This is a genomic window from Paenibacillus sp. UNC499MF, assembly GCF_900107975.1.
GTDB lineage: Bacteria > Bacillota > Bacilli > Paenibacillales > NBRC-103111 > Paenibacillus_F.
This window is the reverse complement of record NZ_FNVF01000011.1, coordinates 10354-33022: the sequence shown is the minus strand read 5'-3', so window position 1 is coordinate 33022 and position 22669 is coordinate 10354. Positions and strand designations below refer to the sequence as shown.

Annotated in this window: 14 protein-coding genes; 3 read left to right on the top strand and 11 right to left on the bottom strand. The window is 58.0% G+C overall.

Features of this window, described 5'->3' with window-relative positions:
- From C4S74_RS19690 to C4S74_RS19650, 9 genes are all read right to left on the bottom strand, one after another.
- The coding region (locus C4S74_RS19690; RefSeq protein WP_374755408.1) for an immunoglobulin-like domain-containing protein at positions 1-901 on the bottom strand (901 nt) is incomplete at its 3' end.
- Between the two features lie 289 nt (positions 902-1190).
- Positions 1191-2324 carry a response regulator gene (locus tag C4S74_RS19685; protein WP_103996987.1) on the bottom strand — a complete coding sequence of 378 codons (1134 nt, stop codon included), beginning with the start codon at positions 2322-2324 and terminating at the stop codon, positions 1191-1193.
- A gap of 2 nt (positions 2325-2326) precedes the next feature.
- The gene (locus C4S74_RS19680) at positions 2327-5443 is read right to left on the bottom strand and encodes an ATP-binding protein (protein WP_103996986.1); all 3117 of its coding nucleotides are present in this window, start codon (positions 5441-5443) and stop codon (positions 2327-2329) included.
- A gap of 414 nt (positions 5444-5857) precedes the next feature.
- A complete protein-coding gene (locus tag C4S74_RS19675) occupies positions 5858-6292 on the bottom strand; it encodes a hypothetical protein (RefSeq protein WP_103996985.1) in 435 nt (144 codons plus the stop codon).
- A gap of 165 nt (positions 6293-6457) precedes the next feature.
- Entirely contained in the window at positions 6458-7642 is a 1185-nt protein-coding gene (locus C4S74_RS19670) for an acetyl-CoA C-acetyltransferase (RefSeq protein WP_103996984.1), read from the bottom strand.
- A gap of 6 nt (positions 7643-7648) precedes the next feature.
- Positions 7649-8323 (bottom strand): 3-oxoacid CoA-transferase subunit B, encoded by a 675-nt coding sequence (locus tag C4S74_RS19665; RefSeq protein WP_103996983.1) that lies wholly within the window; start codon positions 8321-8323, stop codon positions 7649-7651.
- Positions 8320-9030 (bottom strand): CoA transferase subunit A, encoded by a 711-nt coding sequence (locus tag C4S74_RS19660; protein WP_103996982.1) that lies wholly within the window; start codon positions 9028-9030, stop codon positions 8320-8322. The genes C4S74_RS19665 and C4S74_RS19660 overlap by 4 nt, the downstream gene beginning before the upstream one ends.
- A 38-nt stretch (positions 9031-9068) precedes the next feature.
- Positions 9069-9854: a 3-hydroxybutyrate dehydrogenase gene (locus C4S74_RS19655; RefSeq protein ID WP_103996981.1), complete on the bottom strand. Its 786-nt coding sequence runs from the start codon at positions 9852-9854 to the stop codon at positions 9069-9071.
- A 117-nt stretch (positions 9855-9971) separates the two neighbouring features.
- A complete protein-coding gene (locus C4S74_RS19650) occupies positions 9972-11351 on the bottom strand; it encodes a GntP family permease (protein WP_181024486.1) in 1380 nt (459 codons plus the stop codon).
- Between the two features lie 210 nt (positions 11352-11561).
- On the opposite strand from C4S74_RS19650, the gene C4S74_RS19645 reads away from it, so the two are divergent.
- Positions 11562-12446: a LysR family transcriptional regulator gene (locus C4S74_RS19645; RefSeq protein WP_103996979.1), complete on the top strand. Its 885-nt coding sequence runs from the start codon at positions 11562-11564 to the stop codon at positions 12444-12446.
- A 131-nt stretch (positions 12447-12577) separates the two neighbouring features.
- Here C4S74_RS19645 and C4S74_RS19640 read toward each other — a convergent pair whose 3' ends face one another.
- Positions 12578-12961: a response regulator gene (locus C4S74_RS19640; protein ID WP_103996978.1), complete on the bottom strand. Its 384-nt coding sequence runs from the start codon at positions 12959-12961 to the stop codon at positions 12578-12580.
- A gap of 259 nt (positions 12962-13220) precedes the next feature.
- The gene (locus C4S74_RS19635; RefSeq protein ID WP_103996977.1) at positions 13221-14036 is read right to left on the bottom strand and encodes a GNAT family N-acetyltransferase; all 816 of its coding nucleotides are present in this window, start codon (positions 14034-14036) and stop codon (positions 13221-13223) included.
- A 514-nt stretch (positions 14037-14550) separates the two neighbouring features.
- Here C4S74_RS19635 and C4S74_RS19630 point away from each other — a divergent pair.
- Positions 14551-20733, top strand: coding sequence for an OmpL47-type beta-barrel domain-containing protein (locus C4S74_RS19630; protein WP_103996976.1), 6183 nt, complete (start codon positions 14551-14553; stop codon positions 20731-20733).
- A gap of 519 nt (positions 20734-21252) precedes the next feature.
- A complete protein-coding gene (locus C4S74_RS19625) occupies positions 21253-22551 on the top strand; it encodes a hypothetical protein (RefSeq protein ID WP_103996975.1) in 1299 nt (432 codons plus the stop codon).
- Positions 22552-22669 lie beyond the last annotated feature (118 nt).

Genomic DNA, 22669 nt, shown 5'->3' with positions numbered 1-22669 from the left:
TTCCCTCAAGCACCGGCGGGGTGCTTTGCGGATGTGCCGTAATCACCGGAGGCGCGGCAGGAGGCGCCGAGCTTTTAACGGTTAAAGTAAAGTCCTTGATCAAACTTTCGTTATTTCTGCTGATCTTCGCTTGCAGAACAGCCACCACATCTCCGCCGGCCGAAGGCGTCACTGTGCCCGTCGCGGGATCAATGACCCCGTTGCCTCCGGTCCAGGTGATTTGCGTGAAATGCGTTCCCGCAGCCGGGAGGGTTACGTTCTGGGTAACCTGTGCGGCGCTGTCTCCCGCCGCATAACCGATCTCCAGAGCCGTCTTGTCATCCTGAAGGGCTCCGGACACAATCTGGCCGATCGTCGAGTCTATGATGGTTTGAATCCCGAACGCGGCGACATACCCGTTGACAGGAATGCCGTCGAGTACGGCCTTGTCCACGACCGCTTGTTCCGTATAGTCCAGAACGGCATATTTGTCCAAATCCAATCCGGGATTGAGGAGGGCTCCGTTGATAACCCAGCCAAGTGCGGCACTTACTCCCGACTTATCCGTTGCTTCATGAAGAAACAAAAAGAAATTCCGGTTATCCAAAGCAATGCCGTAAGCATCGCGCAGATCCGTAACCGTCGCAAAAGGACGCTTGCTGATCAGGTCGTCCACGATAAAGTCGTTATCCGCTTTCCTGTTCGCGTAAAAACTGTCTTTATCCTGTTGAGTTGCGAAAATATCATCCGGATAATCAAGAATAGCCTGATGCATTTCCGCAGCCGTTGCCGCGGCATTATAGGCAGAAAGCCCGGGAGGCGTCGCCTTAACCGGCCCCGCTGCACCGAACAAAACATTAAGTACAATCACGCTCATCAACAATACCGAAATCCATCGGAAAGAGGATTTTCTCTGATGCATACATTCACCTCATAATTTGTAGAAAACTTTTCACGTACTGACAAAACGGCTATCCACGCATTTTTTTCTCTTTATCTGAGCTTAATCCAGTCCCTTCCCCCTGTTTTTAACATGGAAAATTGTATCAGACGCCGCTGAACGGATTCTGGACAAAATTCGTCATTTTTCGCCAAAAAGATCTGTTTCGGATTCGCCGTCCGCAAAAAACCCTCCCTCCGTTTTCCACGCCGTAAAAAAAGCCCCGCCGCTCAATAACGGCAAAGGCTTCGTCCGGGATAACCGGGATCGCTCAGATGCTCTGCATCAAGTGTTTATACAGGTTAGTCGTTTCACGGCCGGGCTCGGACTCCAGCTCTTCGCGGAGAGCGCAGGCGAATGCCTCGTAATATTTCTTGACCGACGGCTTGTCACCCATACCGGCATAAACATTCATCCCCGCCCGGCAAATTTCTTCCGAGAACGGTTCCTTTTTCTGAAGCAGCTCCAGCCGCCGGAGAGCGGATTGGGGCTGACCTGCCGCCACCTCGTATGCAGATGCCAGAAGACTGGCCTGGACATACTGCTGAAGAAGCTGCGCGCGGTACGACCTGGCCCAGAAATAATCGTGCTCTTCCAGGTAATCTCCCCGGTACAGAAGCAGCGCCCGGTCGAGCCGCCGCCACTGCTCCTGCGACGTAATCTCACTGACGGAGGTTTCGGCCAGGAACATGTCCACATCAATGCGGGCATCGTCCGCCGTGAAGCGGTAGCTGTCGTGAGAGTAATCGATGCCTGCTCCCATTCCCCAGGCTTTGAGCATTTTGCGCACCTGGTAGACGGAGGTGTGAAGCTGGGTTACGGCTTTGTCCAGAGAAAGCTCCGGCCACAGCGTTTCCAGTATGACATCCTTGGACACCCGTTTGCTCCGGTGGTGAACGAGCAGGGCGAACAGCTCCTGCGCTTTCTGCGTGCGCCATCTCAAGCTGCCCCCTGCCCCGCCGCTCCCCGCCAGCGATAACTGCTTGAAGCACCGTACGGCCGGTTCGCCCGACGGCACCGCCTCCCGGCGGATGGCCTGAAGCTGGCTAAGACGCGCTTCCAGGCGGCTGACGGTCTTGGCGAATCGTTCCGGATCGACGGGCTTGAGCAGGTAATCGAGCGCGCCAAGCTCGAACGCTTCGATTGCATAGTCATTGTAGGCGGTCACGTAAACGATCTGAACTTCCGGGTTCAGCCGGTACAAATGCTCCGCCGCTTCGAGGCCGTTCATCTCGGGCATCTCAATGTCCAGGAAGACGATATCCGCCTTCTCGGAAGCCATATGCTCAATGCCATGCCGGGCCTGCGTATACAAGCCCCCGATCTCCATGCGCCCGTCCGTCTGGAGCAGACGCTCCATTTGAATCAGAGCGGGCTTTTCATCGTCAATCAGAATCGCCTTCACTGTTATTCCTCTCCTCCCGAAAGGCCCCGGCTTCCCCCGCTATTCGGCACGCGGAAACGGACGGTCGTTCCCTGTCCCTCCCCGGTGCGGATGTCCAGCCCCTCCCCGAACATCGTCAGGAGACGGGTATGGATGTTGATCAGACCTACCCCTTTCCCGGTTTCCGCAGACAAGAGGGAGGCCGCGCGTCCGGATTCCATCCCGACTCCGTTATCCGTGATTTCCACGAGGAGGCCATCATCCCGCTCTTCGACGGTAATGCCGATCGTTCCGCCTTCCGCACGCCTCATAATGCCGTGGCGAACCGCATTCTCAACGACAGGCTGGATGCTGAGCGGGGGGATCAGCCGGTTCGGCTCGGCCCGAATATGGTAATCTACCTGCAGCCGTTCTTCGAAACGTGCCTTCTCCAGAAATAAATACGACTGCACGAGAGCCATTTCCTTCTGCAAAGGTACCAACTGGTCGCGATTCTGAAAATCGAAGCTGCCCCGAAGGTAGCGGCTGAGCTCCAGAAGAAGCTTGGTCGTTTTGTCGGGGTCGGAGGGCAGGAGCGCGATAATCGTATTGAGCGCATTGTACAAAAAATGCGGCTTGATCTGCGCCTGCAAGAACGCCATCTCCGCCGAAACCGCGTTCCGCACGGACTTGCGCATCTCAAGCAGGGTCCGCACCCGGGCTCTCAGCTCGTCGGCATCGACCGGCTTGCGCAGAAAATCGTTGGCGCCCGCCTGGAAACCGGTACGCACATCCTCCGGCAGGCTTCGCGCGGTAAGCAGCAGAACCGGCAGCTCGGCCAGCGAGACACGGGCGCGGATCGCCCGGCACAGCTCCAGGCCGGACATGCCCGGCATCATCCAGTCGGCAATGACCAGGTCGATAGACTGCCCCGAGACGATATGCGCCATCGCTTTGGCCCCGCCGTCCACCGCAATGAGCCGGTATCCTTCAACCGACAGCAGGTTGTACAGCACCTGCAGGTTGACCGGATCGTCGTCGACGAGCAGGACAGTCGCGTCCATCTTGCGGGACGTCCGGTCCTCCCGGCTTGCGGGCAGGACGGCGGCAGCCGTTTCGTTCCTTGCCGCCCGCGTCCGGGAACTCCCCCCGGAAAACCGTGCCGCTTCAGGGACATCCGTAGTTGAGGGAACGGTAAACCGGAAAACGGAGCCTTTCCCGAGCCGGGACTCCGCCTCGATTTCCCCGCCTCCCAGCTCGACCAGTTTTTTCGTAATACTCAGTCCGAGGCCGGTTCCCTCGTAATCGCGGTCTTCGGGTCCTGCGGCCTGATCATACGCATGGAAGATGTCTGCCATGCGATCTTCCGCGATCCCGATTCCCGTGTCTTTGACGTAGATTAGCACATGGCCCGTCTTCGTTTCCGCACCGATCGTGATGCTGCCCTTCGATGTGAACTTCACGGCGTTTCCGAGCAAATTGTACAAAATCTGCTGGAGCCGGTCTTCATCCGTAAGCAGCCAGGGAAGACGGTCCGGCCAATTTTGCTGGAACGTAATTTCCTTATGCCTCGCGACATGCGTCATGACTTCCAGCACCGCGTTCGTTGCGGCTTTGAGATCGACCGGCTGGCGTTTCAGCACAATTTCGCCGTTTTTAAGCTTGCTGAAATCCAGAATGTCGTTGATGAGATAAGTCAGCCTTCGGCCCGTCGATACAATCATGGCTAAATCGTTCCGCTGCTTGCCGTTCAGATCGCCCGATGCGCCTTCCAGCATAGACTGCGCCATGTTGACCATGCCGTGAAGAGGCGTGCGGAGTTCATGGGACGTGTTCGCCATGAATTCATCCTTCAGCCCGTCCAGGGAAAGCAGCCTGCGCGACAGCTGGTCCACCTCTACGAAAGTCCGGTTAAACCGCTGCGCAAGCAGGACGGCCTGGGTCAGCACGAACAGCAGCATTTCGGCCGGAATGAGCAGCAACCCTTCGTACAAACCGACCAGGTTGAGCACGTACGCCGCTATGACCATCAGAATGCTCATCACACCGGCGATCATGAGCAAGGTGTCCTCGGAGCGCTTGCGCACGTCCCTAAGTAGTACGAACGCGATATAGCACATGCTGAGGAAGGAAACCGCCAGGATCAGCCCTTCCAGCCGCGAGAAAACAGCCGGCGGCAGCAGCAGGCCCGCGAGCAGACCGGCCGCCGTCACGGCGGAGCTCAGACGCATTGCCAGCGGATGAACGCCGCCCGGTACGGCAACGGCTACATAGCGAAGCAAGAAAAAGTACACGAATGAAGACACCATGAGCTGCACTTTGAGCAGCCAGGTGTAGGAAAACCCCGGCCAGGCGGCGGCAAGCAGCTTCTCCCCGTGCGTAAGCACAAACAACAGCCCCACGAGACAGAACAGCCCCAAATAAAGCGAGGCTGGATCTTTTCTCCGCATCCTGTACAAAACCAGAAAATAAAGTCCAGGAATCAGGAAACCCGCCATCGTCATCCACTCGGAAAATAAGGCCGCTTCCCGGCTTTTCATGACGGACTTTTCGTCTCCGAACAAAATCGGAGTGAACATACCGCCGGAGGAATAGCTGTGGTTGGAGATCTGAACCACGATTTCGGCTTCGCTGCCCTGCAGATAAGAAAACCCCGTATACGGAACGTTGTCGGGACTTTCTTCGGCGGCCGTACGCCCCGGCGTTCCGCTCGCTCCCACTTCCCGGCCGTTCACGAACACCCGGTTAGCCGTGCGGATATTGCCGGTGCGGATGCCGTACAGAGCCCCGTCGGTTTCGTTAAGCCGCACTTTAAGCCGGAACGTGGCATAACCTTCCGCGCCGGTATCCCCTTCCGTGCCCATATACGCATTCCATTTCCCCGGAATTTGCGCCATGCCGGTCGGAACGGGAGGCCTCCTTCCCTCTTCCGCGGAAGGATGAAAATCTCCGGGAACGAACAGTTCCCCCCTGTAAAACTCCCACTCGCCGCTCAGCCGTACCGTGCCCCGCTCCGCAAAGTTCCAGCCCCTGAGATCAAGCTCTCCCCGGACCGCTTCGGGATTCCGGCCGACCGACACGACGTGCTGGAAAACGGAATACACCGGCAGCAGCAGAATAAGCGCGGCCCCGAGTATAAAAAACAGTCCCTGTTTTTTCATAGGCCTTTCCACAATCCTTGAAACCGCTTGCAAAACCCCTGTAAGCCATCCGTTCGGCTCCTGTACCGCTTATGACCGCCATACGTGTGCACCACCGTAAACAAATCGCGTTTCTGTACACTTCTATGATATAAAATCCTCATTGTTTTTCACCTGCCGGAAAAAAGTAGCGATGCTGTTGTATTGTACCACAGCCCCCGGCGGGTTTTCTTTGGTTTATAGGGATTCAACGCAAGAATTAAACCGTGCCCTTTTTCTCCACGATACGAGGGCAGCCCCCGGGCATGCGCCTGTTTTCATACGACAAAAAAATAAAAAAGCCCGTCATAGAGCGGACTTGTTCACCTCATTTAATGTTAAGAGCCCCGGTTATTGAGCGTGCATAATGTAACAGCTTTAAAAAAAGCCGCCTGTTTATTTCGGCAAAAACAAAAACGGCCTTCCTCCCGTCTCTTCCTTTCTGACCAACAATTTATCGGAACCTTTATACTTCAAGAGCTTCCCGCCCTCTGTACTAAAATTTTTATCCAGTATGGCGTATGAAACGGCTTTTCCATCCTTGGAGGTGACCAGAAAATAATTTTCATAGGATGAAGCTTGCTTGTATATATATTTCTTGCTTTGCTCATCCACTTCCAAACTATCGAGCGCCTCTCCCCCCGTGTAAGGCGGAATGATATACACCCAATCGTATTCTTCGAAACGGTCCGGCTCGACGGTTTGACCGGCTTCAATTTCACTGACACTTGCCTCCAACCGGTCCGATATTTTACCGTCGTAGGGAATTCCGGCAGCCGAACAGCTCATTAACAGCAAAACGGTCACGAGCAGAATCAAGCTTTTTTTCATGGCGGTTCTCCATTCAGGCGTTTAATGTAAATATATACCACCTGCCACATTATTAACAACCTATATGAAATCCCCTGCGAAAAAAGAAAACGGGCCTCTAATCAACATGAGAGACCCGTCAGCCCGTATACCTGTGAACGATCCTTGCCGATACGATCGTTCGCCCTAATCGCGCTCCACCAGCAGCGCCACGCCCTGCCCGCCGCCGATGCACAGCGAGGCCAGGCCGCGCTTGCCGCCGCGCCGCTCCAGCTCGTGCAGCAGCGTCACGAGCACGCGCGCGCCGCTGGCGCCGATGGGGTGCCCGAGGGCGATCGCGCCGCCGTTGACGTTGAGCTTCTCCGGCGGTACGCCGAGCTCGCGCCCCACGGCAAGCGACTGCGCCGCGAAAGCCTCGTTGAACTCGAACAGGTCGATGCCGCCGATCGGCACGCCCGTCCGGTTCAACAGCCGCCGCACGGCGCTCACGGGCCCGAGGCCCATCACGGCGGGATCGAGCGCCGCCGAGGCGTACCCCTTGATCCGCGCAAGGGGTTTCAACCCCCGCCGGACGGCTTCCCCGGCCGACATGACGACAACGGCGGCCGCCCCGTCGTTGATGCCGGAGGCGTTCCCCGCGGTCACGGTCCCGCCGGAGCGGAACGCCGGGCGTAGCCGCGAGAGCTTCTCCGCGGTCGTACCCGCACGCGGGAACTCGTCGCGGTCGAACGGCAGCGGGTCCTGCTTCTTCCGCGGGACGGGGACCGGCACGATCTCGCTCCGGAAGCGTCCGTCCGCGGCCGCCCGTTCCGCCTTCTGCTGGCTGTGAGCCGCGAACTCGTCCTGCTCCTCGCGGGAGAGGCCGTACCGGTCCGCGACATTCTCCGCGGTTTCGCCCATGTGGATGTCGCACATGGCGCACCAGAGGCCGTCGCGGAGCATGGAATCGACGAGCCTGCCGTCGCCCATGCGCAGGCCCGAGCGGGCGCCTTCCAGCAGGTACGGCGCCGCACTCATATTTTCCATGCCTCCCGCCACCACAATGTCGGCATCTCCGAGCATGACCGACTGGGCCGCCAGCATGACGGCTTTGAGCCCCGAGCCGCATACTTTGTTTACCGTCAGGGCGGGAACGCCGTCCGAAAACCCGCTTTTCAGCCAAGCCTGTCTCGCCGGATTCTGCCCCAATCCCGCCTGGAGCACATTGCCCATGATCACCTCATGGACCTGCTCCTGCTCCGTTCCCGCGCGGTTCAATGCTTCCCGGATGACGATGCTTCCGAGCTCCGTGGCGGACACGCCGGCCAGGGAGCCCTGAAAGCTGCCGATCGCCGTACGTACCGCGCTGACAATAACCGCTTCTCTGGTCATTTCGGTTCACCCCTCCTGTCCGCAGGCTTCAAGCCGTTCTTTTAAAAGAGGGCCGAGCGTAAACGGCGCTTCCGTTTTGGCCCGGACTTCGTCCAGTTCCGCTTCACCGAGCAGCTCGGCGAGCACCATGCCCTCCGGCGTAAAATCGAACACGGCCAGATCCGTAATGAGCCGGTCCACCACTCCCCTGCCCGTCAAAGGAAGGGTGCAGGCTTTTTTCACCTTGGATTCCCCGTATTTGTTCACGTGTTCCATAATGACGACGATGCGCTTGGCTCCGCTCACCAGATCCATCGCACCGCCCATGCCCTTGACCATCTTTCCCGGAATCATCCAGTTCGCGAGGTCGCCTCCGCCGGATACTTCCATCCCGCCCAGGATGGCCAGGTCGATATGGCCGCCCCGGATCATGGCAAACGACTCCGCACTGTCAAAATAGGATGCGCCAGGCACCGCCGTGACGGTTTCTTTGCCCGCGTTGATCAAATCGGGGTCCTCTTCGCCCCGCTCCGGATAAGGACCGATGCCCAGCAGGCCGTTCTCGGACTGGAGCATCACCTTGATACCGGCGGGAATTTCGTCGGCCACAAGGGTCGGCATGCCGATCCCCAGGTTGACGTACATGCCGTCGCGGATTTCCTGTACGGCGCGTTCCACGATTATTTTGCGCGGATAGCTCATGCCGTCTCCTCCTTCGCTTCGCGGACCGTCAGACGCTCGATCCGTTTCTGGTAAGCCCCGCCCGGCACGACATGCTGGACAAAAATGCCCGGCGTATGAATATCATCGGGGTCCAACTCGCCTGCCTCCACAATTTCCTCCGCTTCAACAAGCGTAATCTTGCCTGCCGCCGCCGCGAGCGGATTGAAGTTGCGGGACGTTTTGCGGAACACGAGGTTTCCTGCCGTGTCGGCTTTCCACGCTTTTACCAGCGCAAAGTCGCCGGTGATCGCTTTTTCCAGAATATACGGGCGGCCCCCGAAATGTTTCTCTTCTTTGCCGTCCGCTACCAGCGTCCCGACGCCCGTCGCCGTATAAAAAGCGGGAATGCCCGCTCCGCCTGCCCGGATGCGTTCCGCCAGCGTGCCCTGCGGCACCAGTTCGACTTCCAGCTCGCCGCTCAGGTACTGCTTCTCGAACGTTTTGTTTTCTCCGACGTAGGAAGACACCATCTTCTTGATCTGCTTGTTCGCCAGCAGCAGCCCGAGCCCCCAATCGTCGACTCCGCAGTTGTTGCTCACCACGGTAAGCTCCCCTGTGCCCTGTCGCTGCAGGGCCGCGATCAGATGCTCCGGTATGCCGCACAGGCCGAAGCCTCCCACGATCAGGGTCGATCCTTCGCCGATTATACGTATGGCTTCCTCCGCTGATTTCAGTACCTTGCTCATGTCTGCCCCTCTCCTCTCGCGTGATTTGATGTCTCTGTCTACTGTGCCGTATATCCGCCGTCGATCAGCATGGACGTGCCCGTCACACCCTTCAGCTTGTCGCTGGCAATAAGCATGGCGAATTCGGCGATTTCATCGACCGACAGGAGCCTTTTTTGCGGCACCAGCGGGTAGATGACCTCCTCCAGCACGCTTTCCAGCGGGACGCCCCGAGTTCTTGCGAGATCCTCCAGCTGGCCCCTTACGAGCGGCGTATCCACGTAACCCGGACACAGCGCGTTGACCGTGATGCCGTGCGCCGCGCCTTCTAGGGCCGCTACCTTCGTAAGCCCGATGAGACCGTGCTTCGCGCTGTTGTACGCGGCCTTTCCGGCAAAACCGATGACGCCGTTGATCGAGGCCATGTTGATGATCCGCCCGTACTGCTGCTCCTTCATGATGGGCAGGGCGTGCTTAATCCCGATAAAAGCCCCGGTCAGCATCACTTTAATCATGAATTCAAACTTTTCCACCGGGAATTCCTCGATAGGCGCGACGTGCTGTAGGCCCGCATTGTTCACCAGAATATCGAACCGGCCGTAGGCTTCGTGTGCCGTACGGATTGCTCCGGCGAACTGGCTTTCGTCGGTGACGTCGCAGACGAGTCCGATCGCTTCGTATCCTTCGTCCGTCAGCTGCCGAGCCGCCGTTTTTGCCTTTTCCTCCTGAATGTCGGAAATAACGACCTTCGCCCCTTCCCGGGCGAAGGTGCGGGCGATTTCAAGGCCGATGCCGCTGGCCGCTCCCGTTACCAGGGCTGTTTTATGAGCTAAAAATGGGGTCATGACCGCCACTCCTTCCGTGATTTTCTTCAAAATGGAATTAAAACGAATACTGGACAGGAAACTTCTATGTGGACTGAGGTGATTTAAGTTGATCTGAGCTGTTTTGAACCGGCCCTCTTACATAAAGGACAAAACGGCGGCGAGAATAAGCACCGTAAGCGTTTTGACGACAGTTATCGCGAAAATATCCTTGTAAGACTGCCGGTGCGTGAGTCCCGTGATCGCCAGCAGCGTGATGACCGCGCCGTTATGGGGCAGCGTATCCATGCCGCCGGACGCCATCGAAGCGATCCGGTGGAGCCATTCCGGGCTGATGCCCGCCGCCTGGCCCGCGGCCAGATACTGCTTGCCCATCACTTCCAGCGCGATGGACAGCCCGCCCGATGCGGAGCCGGTAACCCCGGATAAAATATTGACCGATACCGCTTCGTTGATCAGCGGCTGGGAACTGATATTGAGGATGAAGTTCTGGATCGCTTTGAAGCCGGGCAGTGTCTTGACGACGTTGCCGAAGCCGACCTCGGAAGCCGTGTTGAAAATCGCCAGAAGCGATCCCATCGCGGCCGCCGTCAGCCCCGCCGCCAGCTTGCTCTGTACGTGCCGGACGTTGATGCAGAGCGCCGCCGAGATGCCGATGAACAGGGCGATAATGAGCGCCCATGAAGATGCAACCGTTTTCACATTCGCGATGTTAAACGTCTTGAGAAGCTCCGGGCTGTACCACGTGTTGACCGTCAAAAATCCCCGGCTCAGCAGATAGTTGAACACGAGCACCAACGCGAGCGGTACGAGCGAAACCCACAGGTTCGGGTAACGCTGGCCTTCGGCGGATTCCGGCTCGTTCTTGTGTCCGGTTCCGTAGCCTTCGCCTGCGGCAGCCGCCTGCTTGCGGCGTCTCTCCAGCCAGAACATGCCCGCCGCCAGCACCATGATTCCGCCCACAATCCCCACGACCGGGGCCGCGTAAGCGTCCGTTCCGAAATACGTGGTCGGAATAATGTTCTGCACCTGCGGCGTTCCGGGGAGCGCATCCATCGTGAACGTGAAGGCGCCGAGCGCGATCGTGCCGGGAATGAGCCGCTTCGGAATATCTGCTTCGCGGAAGACCGCCACCGCGAAAGGATAGACGGCGAAAGCGACCACGAACAGCGAGACACCGCCGTAAGTCAGCACCGCGCAGGCCAGCACGACCGACAGCATGGCGCGTTTGGAGCCGAGCACTTTGACGATGGACCGGGCAATTGAGGAGGCCGCTCCGTTCAGCTCCATCACCTTGCCGAAAATCGCGCCGAGCAGGAAGATCGGGAAGTACGTTTTAATATAGTTCGCCGCATTCGCCATATAAGTCTCCGTGTAGCTCGGCATAAGCGCGAGCCCGGAAATGACCACGGCCAGCAGCGTAAAGATCGGGGCGAACACGATCACCGGATACCCCCGGTAAGCGAAAAACATCAGCAGCCCCAAGGCGAGCACAATCGCCACGACCTGAACAAACACCATGCGCCTTCTCCTCTTTTCTGTTAGAAGATCTCTTGTAAGCCCTTACATTCTTTTGTGTTGCGTGCTGCTCTTCATGAAATTCCGGGACGTCCCCCTGAAATTTGAACGTTCTGTGTCCGCTTCCAGTTTACACGGCCGGTGAGGCAAGGTAAAATTCAGACATCGAATAGCTACTATTCCAAAATTTTATGGCTGGGGATGAATGACGTGGATGTAAGGAACCTCGCCTCCGTTCTGGAGGTCGCCAAGCAGCAGAATTTCACGAAGGCCGCCGAAATTTTACATATGACTCAACCAACCTTAAGCAAGCTGGTCAAAAACATGGAGGACGAGCTCGGCGTCACCCTCTTCGACCGCAGCGGCAAAACCGTCCGGCTCACCGACTCGGGCGCCGCCGCTATCCAGCGGATGCAGGTTATCCTCCAGTCCGTGAACGACCTCTACACTACGCTGGACGACGTGTCCCAGCTCAAAACGGGCACCATCCGTATAGGACTGCCGCCGGTGATCAGCACCGTCTTTTTCCCGCGCGTGATTGCGCCTTTTCAGCGGAAATATCCCGCGATTCAATTCGTCATGATCGAGGAAGGCGCCAAAACCGTCGAGCAGCGTGTTCTGGACGGATCGATCGACATGGGCGTCGTCATTTCGCCGGACGAAGATTCCAGCCTGGGACGGCTGCCGTTCATCCGCCAGCACGTCTCCCTCGTGCTGCATCGCACGCATCCGCTGGCCAAACGGCAAACAGTCTCTCTCGCCGATTTGAGCCGGGAGCCGTTTCTGCTGTTCGCCAAGGGTTTCGCCGTGCGGCATCACGTCCTGGACGCCTGCCATAGCGCCGGCTTTCACCCCGCCATCGCCCACGAAAGCTCGCAGTGGGACCTGCTGGTGGAGATGGTCGCCGGAGGACTCGGTGTTTCTTTTATCCCGGAGCCGATCACGTCCAAAATAGCGAACCCGGACGTCCGGGTTATTCCCGAAACCTCGCCGGGCATTCCGTGGAATTTGTATGTATTGTGGAACAAGGAAAGGTATGTTTCTTACGCGATGCGGGAGCTTCTGGAATTTATCGGGGAGAAAGCCGAGGTTTAAACCGGAGGACGGGAATCCATGGGCCCTGCTGCATCAGGAGCACCCCGTTCCGCGCCAAAAAAGACTCAGCCTAATTTAGCCAAGCCTTTCCTTTGATTGTTCCGCTGCTGTTGTCGAGAAGACTAAATGCTTTACAAAACGCCGATATTCAGCCCCCGCCCGGCAAACAGCTTCTCGACGGCCTCCTGCAGCCGTTCCTTCTGAATCGGTTTGACCACGAAATCGTTCGCTCCGCACCGGATCGCTTCCATCACAACCTGCTGCTGCCCTATGGCGGAACACATAATGATTTTGGCGTCGGGATTAGCGGATCTGATGGATTTGACGGCTTCGATCCCGTCCATCTCGGGCATGGTAATATCCATCGTCACAAGATCCGGCTTTAAAAGGCCGTATAAATCGACCGCTTCCTTCCCGTTCCGGGCTTCACCGATAACGGTATACCCCATCTGCTCCAAAAACAAACGGATCAGCGTTCTCATAAACGCGGCGTCATCCGCAATCAGTACGTTCAAAGTGCCCCCTCCTTCTGTCTGTTCTCCAATGTATCAAAACAAACTGAACAAAAACTAAACATGCCCCAGGAAGAGTCATTTGCTGAGCGGAAAAGCACAAAAAAGCCGGCCCCATAAACCGGCAGGCGGCTTCGTATTTTTATTCGGTCTCGGACCGATCGCATGTTTCCCGGCCTGAAAGCGTCTCATTACGGTATTCAACGCTTTCTTTGCGTGCGGTCGGTCGAGCCGTCATCCCCTTACGCAAAGTAACCCCAGTTCACTCAATCAAGTGCCTGTTTTCGTATACCGTAACCTCGCAAACCGGTTCGAATCCCGCCCGTTTGTAGATCCCGATCCCGTCCGGTGAAGCCTGCAGAACGCACAGCCGGGGCTTCCCTTTCCGCGCTTCCCCGATCAGAAAGCGAAACATGGCGGAACCGAAGCTTTGTCCCCGAAAGTCTGCCAAGGTTGCGATATCGTAGATGCCGACGCTGTCATCCGTGAACATAAGCGTACCGGTACTAACCGGCTGCCCCTGGTACGAGCCGATATACAGCTTCATCGGGGACTGTTCTTCCAGCGGGAGCGCGGCTATTTTCCGGTAGAAGGCCCTGACGCTTACTCCCTCCTCCGATTCTCCGAACAACGAAGCAAGTACGGCTCCGAATTGTTCCGCTTCCTCACGGGAGGTGATTTCCTTGATGCGGAAATCCGCAGGGCAGTTCGTCCCGGGATCAAGAGCGTCCAAATTCGCGTACATCGCGATGTTCGTTTCCGCTTCTTTCAAACTTGCCTGCCTCAAAGTCTCGAAAGTGACACTGTCCTTGTCTTCCCAAGACCATAACGCCATCGGGTATTTTTTGTCTGTAAAATAATGAACCGCCTCTTCGAGAATAGCTTCGTCCTCCGGTGTGAGACGGGTGTGAAGCAAAACCGTCACGTTAAACGTATCCGAAGGGAGACCGCAATCCGCTCTTATGTATGCGGGTGTTTGTTTGAGAGTATAGCCTTCTGTCCGGCCGGCCGGATGGGAAATTTTCGCGATAAAATTATCCCGGATGGAACGGGTCAAGTGGTCCTGCGCTGTGTTCATGACGGTGTCCTCCTTGCTTCCGGACTGCGCCGCAGCCGGGTTTGCTTAAGCCTGATGTTTATTAATGACATATAGTTTTATGAGAGAAAGCGAACTTCCCCCGCTCTTTCCTTCCTTTCATTCTTTTATTCTAGCACAAACTGCCTCCTTCGTTTCCCGGCCTCTTACCGGTTTTTCTCCAGAATACCGATATATCGATATACCAAGATACCGAGATATCTATTTATCAAAATATTGGGATACCGAAAACCGACATATGAAGGGGAACCGATTTTATGAAAATAAACAAGAATGTCGCGCTGTCAGCCCTCCGGCCTTGCCTGTAACTTCCCGAACCGGCCCGGCGCCGGTCTTTTTCCCGCCGTTTGCCGAAATTTTATGCAATTAACCAAAGTTAATTCTCAAGTCCTATAGTTTTTGCTACACTGGACCCCTGCTACTTATTTGCGGCCGTCTGAGAAGTATTTTTTTCGGAAGCCGCAACCGCATTTCTCAAAGGAGTGATGACATCTTCATGTCTAAAAGGCTGCGCAAAATATGGGGGACGACTGTCCTGATAGGAGGGATACTGGCCGGATGGTGTCAATCGGCGAATGCGGCCGTCATGATGGAGGCTCTTCCCGCTTCGGCCGATTTGCCCGCTGACCTGGCGGGAGTTTCGGGAAGCGGTGTGCTGAACGGCAGCAGCATCTTTGTAACCGGTGGTCAATATAACCGGAACAATTCGTTCGCCAAAAACTCGTACACCTTCTCGCCCTCAACCCAAAGCTGGTCCACTTACGCGCCCGCGCTGAACCTGGCCTACCATACCCAGTCGGAGATGAAGGACGGAAGAGTCATCGTCACGGGCGGCAACGCTTTTCTAAACGGCACCGGGTACGTGTACAATAATTTGGCGCGGATTTATAACCCGTTTACAAACGCCTGGACCCAAGCATCCGATCTGCCAAAAAATATACTCGGCAACTCGCAGAGCACATTGCCCGACGGCAGAATCGTCAGTGTCGGCGGAGCGGACTCCATCTTTTCCCCGAGCACCAGCACACTGTACAACAATACGTACATCTACGATCCCGCCGCCAATACCTGGACGGAGAAAGCCCCGCTTCCGATCGGCATTTACGGAGCGGCGCAAAGCACTCTGGCGGACGGCCGTATCCTGTTAACGGGGGGCTTGAGCGGATACGTGTATTCGTTTGCTTCCTATATTTACGACCCGGCCGCCGATACCTGGACCAAAGCAGCCGGTTTGCCTTATCAATATAACGACCTTTTCTTCCGGCACCCCCAGGTGACGCTGCCCAACGGCAAGGTGCTCGTAATGGGCAATTACAATTTCTATTTGTATGATCCGGTCAGCAACACTTGGACCCAAGACACTCCTTCTCTTAAACGATTGCAAAACGCCAAAATGTCGCTGACAGGCGGCAGCGTGTATGTTATGGGCGGATACGACGAGAACTACGGCCTCAACACGACCGTATACAAGCTCTCGTTTGATTTCACGCCGCCTACGGCTCCGCTCGTCACCACATCCTCGGCGGACTGGTCTCCCGCGGATGTCACCGCGACCCTGACGGCCGGAACGGACGCGGATTCGGGCGTCAAACAGTCGGAATACAGCTTGTCCGGTGCGACTGTGCTCGGCTGGACGCCTTACACAAACGGTGATGTGATCACCATCGCCAATTCGGGAGAGACCACGATCAGCGCCCGGACCATCGACAAAGCGGGCAACGCGAGCAGCGTGACGACCGCCGTAGTGAAGGTAGACAAGACAGCCCCGACTGTTCCCGTTATAAAAGGCGCAAGCCCCACGTGGACCAATCAGAACGCGTCGGTCACACTTACGCCCGGTACGGACAAAGGCGGGTCGGGCGTGCAGCGGTCGGAATACAAGCTTACCGGCGCTGCCGTGCAGGACTGGACGCCTTATACGGGAGCAATTCCGGTCGGCACGGAAGGAATTACGACGGTACACGCGCGGACAATCGACAACGTGGGCAACGTAAGCGCCGAAAGCACGGCCGACGTGTCCCTCGATAAAGCTCCGCCCACGAGTCCTACCGTCAAGCCTGACGTAACCGGCTGGAGCAAAGACAATGTGGACGTTACCGTCACGCCCGGCACTGACGCCCGATCCGGCGTGCAGCGGACCGAGTACAGCCTGTCCGGGGCAAGCACGCTCGGCTGGACGGCTTACACCGGCCCCGTCACGGTAAGCGCCGAGGGTCAGACCACCGTCAGCGCGCGCAGCGTGGACGAGGCCGGCAACGTCAGCCAGCTCGCTGCCGCTTCCGTGAGCATTGACAAGACGGCTCCCGGAGCGGCTATCGTGACCCCGGCGAACGCATCATGGACGGCGGCGGCCGACGTTCAAGTTACCGTGAAGCCCGGAACAGATACAGGCTCGGGCGTGAACCGAACCGAATTCAGTCTCTCCGGCGCGACGACGCTCGGCTGGACGACATATTCGGGACCGGTCACCGTCACCGCGGAAGGAATCACGACCCTGCATGCCCGGGTGGTCGATCAAACCGGGAATATCAGCCAGGAAGTTTCGGCGGACGTGAAGATAGACCGGACAGCTCCCGGAGCGCCCTCGATTTCTCCGTCCGGAGCCCCCTGGGTGTCGTCGGATGTCTCCGTGACGCTTACGGCATCCCCCGATGGCGGCTCGGGCCTGAACCGGATGGAATACAGCTTGTCCGGAGCGTCCTCTTCCGGCTGGAAAACGTATACCGGACCCGTAACGGTCACGGCCGAAGGCCAGACTACGCTGAACGCCAGAAGCATCGACAATGCCGGCAACGTAAGCCAGACTGCGCAAACGGTTATCGGAATCGATAAAACCCCTCCTTCCGTTCCGGCGGTCTCGCCCGGAACAACAGGCTGGACGGCGGCGGCAAGCGTGCCGGTCACGGTTAATCCCGGAACCGATACAGGCGGCTCGGGAGTCAAAACAACGGAGTACAGCCTGTCCGGCGCCGTGACTAAAGGCTGGACGGCTTATACGGGGCCGGTCGCCGTTACCGCTCCCGGACAGACTACCGTGAGCGCAAGAACGACGGATGGAGCCGGAAACGTCAGCGCAGCGGGGACAGCCACCGTCTCCATCGACCGGACTCCTCCCGCCGCTCCGGACATTACATCGTCGGCGGCCGGCTGGACTTCCGCGTCCGGTGTTTCCATAGCGATCGCGCACGGCGCGGATACGGGCGGTGCCGGTGTAAGCCGCACGGAGTACAGCTTATCCGGCGCGGAGACGCTCGGCTGGACCGCCTATACCGCTCCGTTGACCGTTAAGGCCGAAGGACAGACTACCGTCACGACCAGAACGGTCGATAAAGCGGGCAACGCCGGTCAGCAGTCCACGTCCGTCGTCAAGATCGACCGGACTCCGCCGGGCGCACCCGCCATTACGTCACCTGCGGACGCGGCGCTGTTGAAAGCCGTTCCCTCCGTTACGGGAACGGCGGAGCCTTCTTCCTCCGTCGTCGTTACCGTAGACGGGAAAGCCTATCCGTCCGTACAAGCAGATAACGCGGGCAAGTTCACCTACAGTCTGCCCGCTCAGCTGACGGACGGAACGCACACCGTTACGGCGTCCGCATCGGACGCGGCAGGCAATACGAGCCCGGCCGGCGGTGCGGTAAGCTTTACCCTGGATACGGCGGCTCCCGCCGTACCCGTGATTTCGGTTCCGGCGGACGGATCGCTGTCTAAAGACGCCAAACCGGTCATTTCCGGAACTGCGGAAGCCCAGTCCTTCGTCCATATTTATGTCGACGGATCGCTTAAAGCCAGCGTCCAGGCGGTCGACGCAGGAACATGGAGTTATGCTGCAGCCGATTCGTTAACAGACGGTGCGCATACCGTCCGTGTATATGCATCCGACGAGGCCGGCAACAACAGCGCCTCCGCGAGGACGATAACATGGACGGTCGATGCGACGCCGCCTCCCGCGCCTGTCGTGATGACCCCGGCCGGCGGAGAGCATACGAACCGGAATCAGCCCGTGTTCAGCGGAATAAGCGAAGCGGGAGCCTTGATCCGGGTCGAGCTGGACGGCACCCCGGTTGCTGGGCCGGTGACCGCGGACGGAGCAGGAAAATGGTCCTTCACTCCCGCCGCACCGCTTGCCGACGGAGCCCATTCTCTCCGGGCAAGCGCAGAAGACAAAGCGGGCAATGTCGGCCCGTATTCCGTTCTGTTAAAGTTCACCGTAGATACGCAGGCGCCTGCGGCTCCCCTCATTCTGAAGCCTCTTGCGGACGCGCTTTTAAACACAAAAACGCCGAAGATCGAAGGTCATGCCGAAGCGGACGCGGTCATCAACATCGTGCTTGACGGGAGTATCGTTCAAGCCGTTACCGCCGGACCGGATGGCAGCTGGGTGTACATTCCGGCTTCCGCACTTGCAGACGGACCGCACACCGTGAAAGCGGCGGCCGCCGATGCCGCAGGCAACATCGGAGCGTATTCGGCCGAAACGGCCTTCCGCATCGACGCCACGGCGCCTTCCGCACCGGTCATTACTGAGCCTGCAGCGGGAACCGTCACGAACAGTAACCGGCCCCTCATTCGAGGAACAGCCGAGGAAAGCGTGACCGTGAACGTATATGTAGACGGCGCCCCTGCGGGAATCACAACAGCCGGTCCGGGCGGCGGCTGGAGCTTCACCCCTGCGTCCTCTTTATCCACAGGGACGCATCGACTTACAGCTCTTGCGGTTGACCCCGCAGGCAACGAAAGCCCTTTATCGTCCGAAACGGCATTTACCGTTGTTTCGTCCAATGCCGCGCTTCACTCGCTCAGCCTCAGCGGAGCTGCCTTGAACGAAACGGTAACCGCCTCCACTTACCGGTACACGGCTCAAGTGCCCTACTCGGTAACGGTTACCTCCATCCAGGCAGCAGCGGAAGATGTGCAGGCGTCCGTACGCGTGCTGCAAAACGGACAGCCGGTGACCAACCCAGTTGCCCTGGAAGTGGGCGACCAAACTTTTACGATAGAAATCACGGCCCAAGATGGGGCTACGGTGACTCCTTATACGGTAACCGTTACAAGGGCGGCTTCCAACGAAGTGACCCTTAGTGAATTAACGGTTGCTCCGGGTGAGCTCACTCCCCGTTTTGACGGCGCAACTACCGTTTATTCAACCACGGTTACCAACGATGTGTATGCCGTTACCGTCGGAGCCAAAGCTTCGAGTTCCGTGGCGACCTTGGCGATCAACGGCACTGTTTTCAGCGGAAATGCCGGCAGTCTGCCCCTACAGTTGAAGGTCGGCTCCAATCCGGTCACCGTCACGGTAACCGCTCAAGATGGCGTCACGACAGAGAGCTATCAATTGGAAGTGAGCCGGGCACCGAGCAGCAACGTCTTGCTCAGCGGGCTTACGCTTTCCGAAGGCAGTCTCGATCCCGTTTTTGAAAGCGGGATGGTCCGTTACCGGGCGACTGTCGGCCCGGAAACGTCCAGCCTGTCCGTCACGGCTTCTGTCTACGATCCGAATGCGACTCTCGTCGTTAACGGTCTGCCGATTGTCAGCGGACAGCCGTCCGCAGCCATCAACCTCAAGCCGGGCGTGAATCCCATCACGGTTGTCGTGACGGCCCAAGACGGTATCACCACCCAGTCGTATGTGGTGGACATGACCCGCAGGCTGAGCACGAATGCCGGCCTGACCGGGCTTGATTTATCGGCGGGCCGGTTGAACCCGGTTTTCGACACGGGTACCCTCCGTTACGAAATGACCGTTGATTACGGAACGGACCGGACGACCGTTACCGCATCCGTTTACGATCCCGATGCGCTTGTGACAGTCAACGGGGCACCGCTTCTCAACGGAAAACCGTCGGCACCGCTCGCTCTTCGTGTCGGAGCCAACCCGGTTCAGGTAACGGTCACGGCACCGGACGGTCAGACCGTGCGGACGTATGACGTGCTGATCACCCGTCTGCCACGGCAGGATTCCGGCGGCGATTCGCCAGGCACTTCGCCTGGAGGGACTCCTCCGACGGAAGAAACTAAGCCGCCTGTAGATCCCGGTAAGCCGGAGAAGCCGGGTGAGCCCGGGGTACCCGGCAAGCCGGAAGTTCCGGAAGGACCGGGCTGTCCTTCCCCTTCCACGCATCCAGCGGCCTTCAAAGATATGAAAGGCCACTGGGCGGAGCAAGAGGTTACCCGGGCGGCGGATTGCGGCATCGTCAGCGGCTTCGAGAACGGAACGTTCCGGCCGCAGGAGCAGGTCACGCGTGCCCAGTTCACCGTGATGCTGACGCAAGCTTACGCAGAGGTCCTGCGGCAGCTGGAAAGCCCGGCTTCCGCTTCTGGTTTTGCGGACAGCGCCAGCATCCCGGTATGGGCTGCCGAAGCCGTCGCGCTCGCGCAGCGCGCAGGTATCGCCTCGGGCTACGAGGACGGCACATTCCGGCCCGACGCGCCGGTCACCCGCGCCGAGATGCTCACGCTGGCGGCCAAAGCGGCCAAGCTGCAGCCGGCCGCGCCGGATGTGCTCCGCGGGCTGTACACCGACGCGGACGAGATCCCCGGCTGGGCCGCAGGCTACATCGCCGCTGCCCAGCAGAAGGAGCTCGTGCAGGGACGCGGTCCCGGCGTCTTCGCTCCACAGGGCCTCACGACCCGGGCGGAAGCGGTCACGCTGCTTCTACGGCTGCTGGAGGCGAAGTGAGGGCGCTCGGCGTTGTGACGCTTTGAGAGGTCCCTAGCCGTAGCGGCCGTGCCAGCCGAAGACAGTGAGAACGCGGCTGGTGTGACGCTTCGCGAGACTCCCAGCCGCAACCATTGTCCGTTGCCACGCCTGCCGAAAGCTGCGAGAACGCGGACGGTTGTGCACAGGGCGTAGACATGAGGCTCCTCACCCGTCACGGTGACGTGGAGTTGGACCGGTCTCCGACCGGCCCCAGTGCAGCGTCTCAACGGGCGTCTTGGAAAATCGCTCGCGTTAGAAATAACATGGCGTAGAAGCGCAGGGCCCCAGAAGCACACTCCACCGCTAGCCCCCAGTTTTCGAAACGAACCCTGCCCCGCCTGTTCAAAGCAAAGGCTGCCGAATAAACCCGGCAGCCTTTTTTTCTTTTTTATGCGCATAGTTCTTAAGACCTAACAAATGTCCCCCACGACCTCAATCTTTCCCTCACCTCTGCCGATAAAGAAAGAATATACTTACACTCTTTGGGAGAGATCTTTCATGAAGAAAAACGCAGCTCTGGGCACCCTCATTATTATAATCCTGCTCATTGCCGTCGGCGTGCTGGGTTACCTGCTTTATCAGAAATCTCTAGGGCTGAAAAGCGACACGAAAGCGGCCCCCTCCAATCCGCCCGTTGAGGTCCAAACCGCGGCTTTAGCCGATGGTGAAAAGGAAGAACAAGCCAGCCTCGTGCTTGCGTTCGAGCAAGCCTTGTATGCGGCGGAACGCACGGCCGGCGAAGCCAAAAAAGAGGCCGATCTGGAAATCGGCAAGATGTACCAGAATGTGATGCCGGATTCGGCGGTTATTTTGAACGCCTATAATCAATTTTCGAACGTAGCGGAAAAGGTCCGGAAAATCCCCGTTCCGGCAGGACTCGATCCTGCTATGACGACCCAGCTCGAAGGCGCCAGAGAGAAGTACGCCCAGGCTTACGATCACAAAGCCCAAGGCATGTACTGGCTGATGGACTACATCAACACGACCGAGGCAGCTTCCGCTGTCACCTTCGGGGATCATATCAAAAAGGCCGACTCTCTGCTGTTTGAATCCGTCGGCAAAATCATCGCCCTTCAGCAGCAGCTTGGCGTCGATTTTTCTAAAAAGGAAGCGTCCGTTCAGCAGAAACAAACGGCTGCGCAGGAGCAGGAGCCAGGCTCGGAGTCAGCCCTTTCCGCCGGATCTTCGGCAGCGGCAAACAAGGCGGGCTCCTCTTCATCCGCAGGCAAGGAAAGCTCCGCAGCTTCCGTCAACAAAACCGGTTCCGCGACATCGGCAGCAGAATCGGCATCTTCGCCGGGCTCGGCCGGTTCGTCGCAGACAGTCACGCCTAAACCGTCGGCTGCCCCGGGTTCCTCCGCCCCGGCTGGACAAGCCAATGAGCCTCTTTCCCTGGCCGGCATGAAAAAAGGGTATTTCGGCGGCATCGAGTTCGGGCTCGGCACGGACTTCAAAACCGTCGAAGCCAAATGGGGCAAGGTAAAGCAGGACCAGCATCGAGAAGGCGGTGCAGGTTACCTTTACAAGCCTTGCCAGTGTTCCTTTTTTGTCGGTGCCCAAAATAAAATCTCTGCCATCGAGCTCAATTCACCCATGACTCTGCAAAAAGTCATCGACCGTCTCGGCAAACCTCTGCAGGAAGGCTGGGATGAAATGGAGGGCTCTTACATGCTCGTTTACGAGTTTAGCGGGAACAAGGAATTGTACGTCGAAACCCAGGTCACGAGCGACAACCCGGATGCTCCCCCGCCTGCGCGCAGCGCGAAAACCGCAAGAATTACCTTGATTCAGAAATAAGTGAATTTGTATAAAAAAGAGCTCCAGAGCTTCAGCATGTCTGAGACTTTGAAGCTCTTTTTTTGTTGTGCGAGCTCGATGGTGTGGAAAACAGCACGATATACGACGCTACCGGCCT

Bases quoted from the DNA above. Each gene is read 5' to 3' on its own strand.
- C4S74_RS19670 (WP_103996984.1), bottom strand. From the start codon at position 7,642: ATGACCAGAGAAGCGGTTATTGTCAGCGCGGTACGTACGGCGATCGGC.
- C4S74_RS19675 (WP_103996985.1), bottom strand. From the start codon at position 6,292: ATGAAAAAAAGCTTGATTCTGCTCGTGACCGTTTTGCTGTTAATGAGC.
- C4S74_RS19680 (WP_103996986.1), bottom strand. From the start codon at position 5,443: ATGAAAAAACAGGGACTGTTTTTTATACTCGGGGCCGCGCTTATTCTG.
- C4S74_RS19660 (WP_103996982.1), bottom strand. From the start codon at position 9,030: ATGAGCAAGGTACTGAAATCAGCGGAGGAAGCCATACGTATAATCGGC.
- C4S74_RS19625 (WP_103996975.1), top strand. From the start codon at position 21,253: ATGAAGAAAAACGCAGCTCTGGGCACCCTCATTATTATAATCCTGCTC.
- C4S74_RS19655 (WP_103996981.1), bottom strand. From the start codon at position 9,854: ATGACCCCATTTTTAGCTCATAAAACAGCCCTGGTAACGGGAGCGGCC.
- C4S74_RS19630 (WP_103996976.1), top strand. From the start codon at position 14,551: ATGTCTAAAAGGCTGCGCAAAATATGGGGGACGACTGTCCTGATAGGA.
- C4S74_RS19635 (WP_103996977.1), bottom strand. From the start codon at position 14,036: ATGAACACAGCGCAGGACCACTTGACCCGTTCCATCCGGGATAATTTT.
- C4S74_RS19665 (WP_103996983.1), bottom strand. From the start codon at position 8,323: ATGAGCTATCCGCGCAAAATAATCGTGGAACGCGCCGTACAGGAAATC.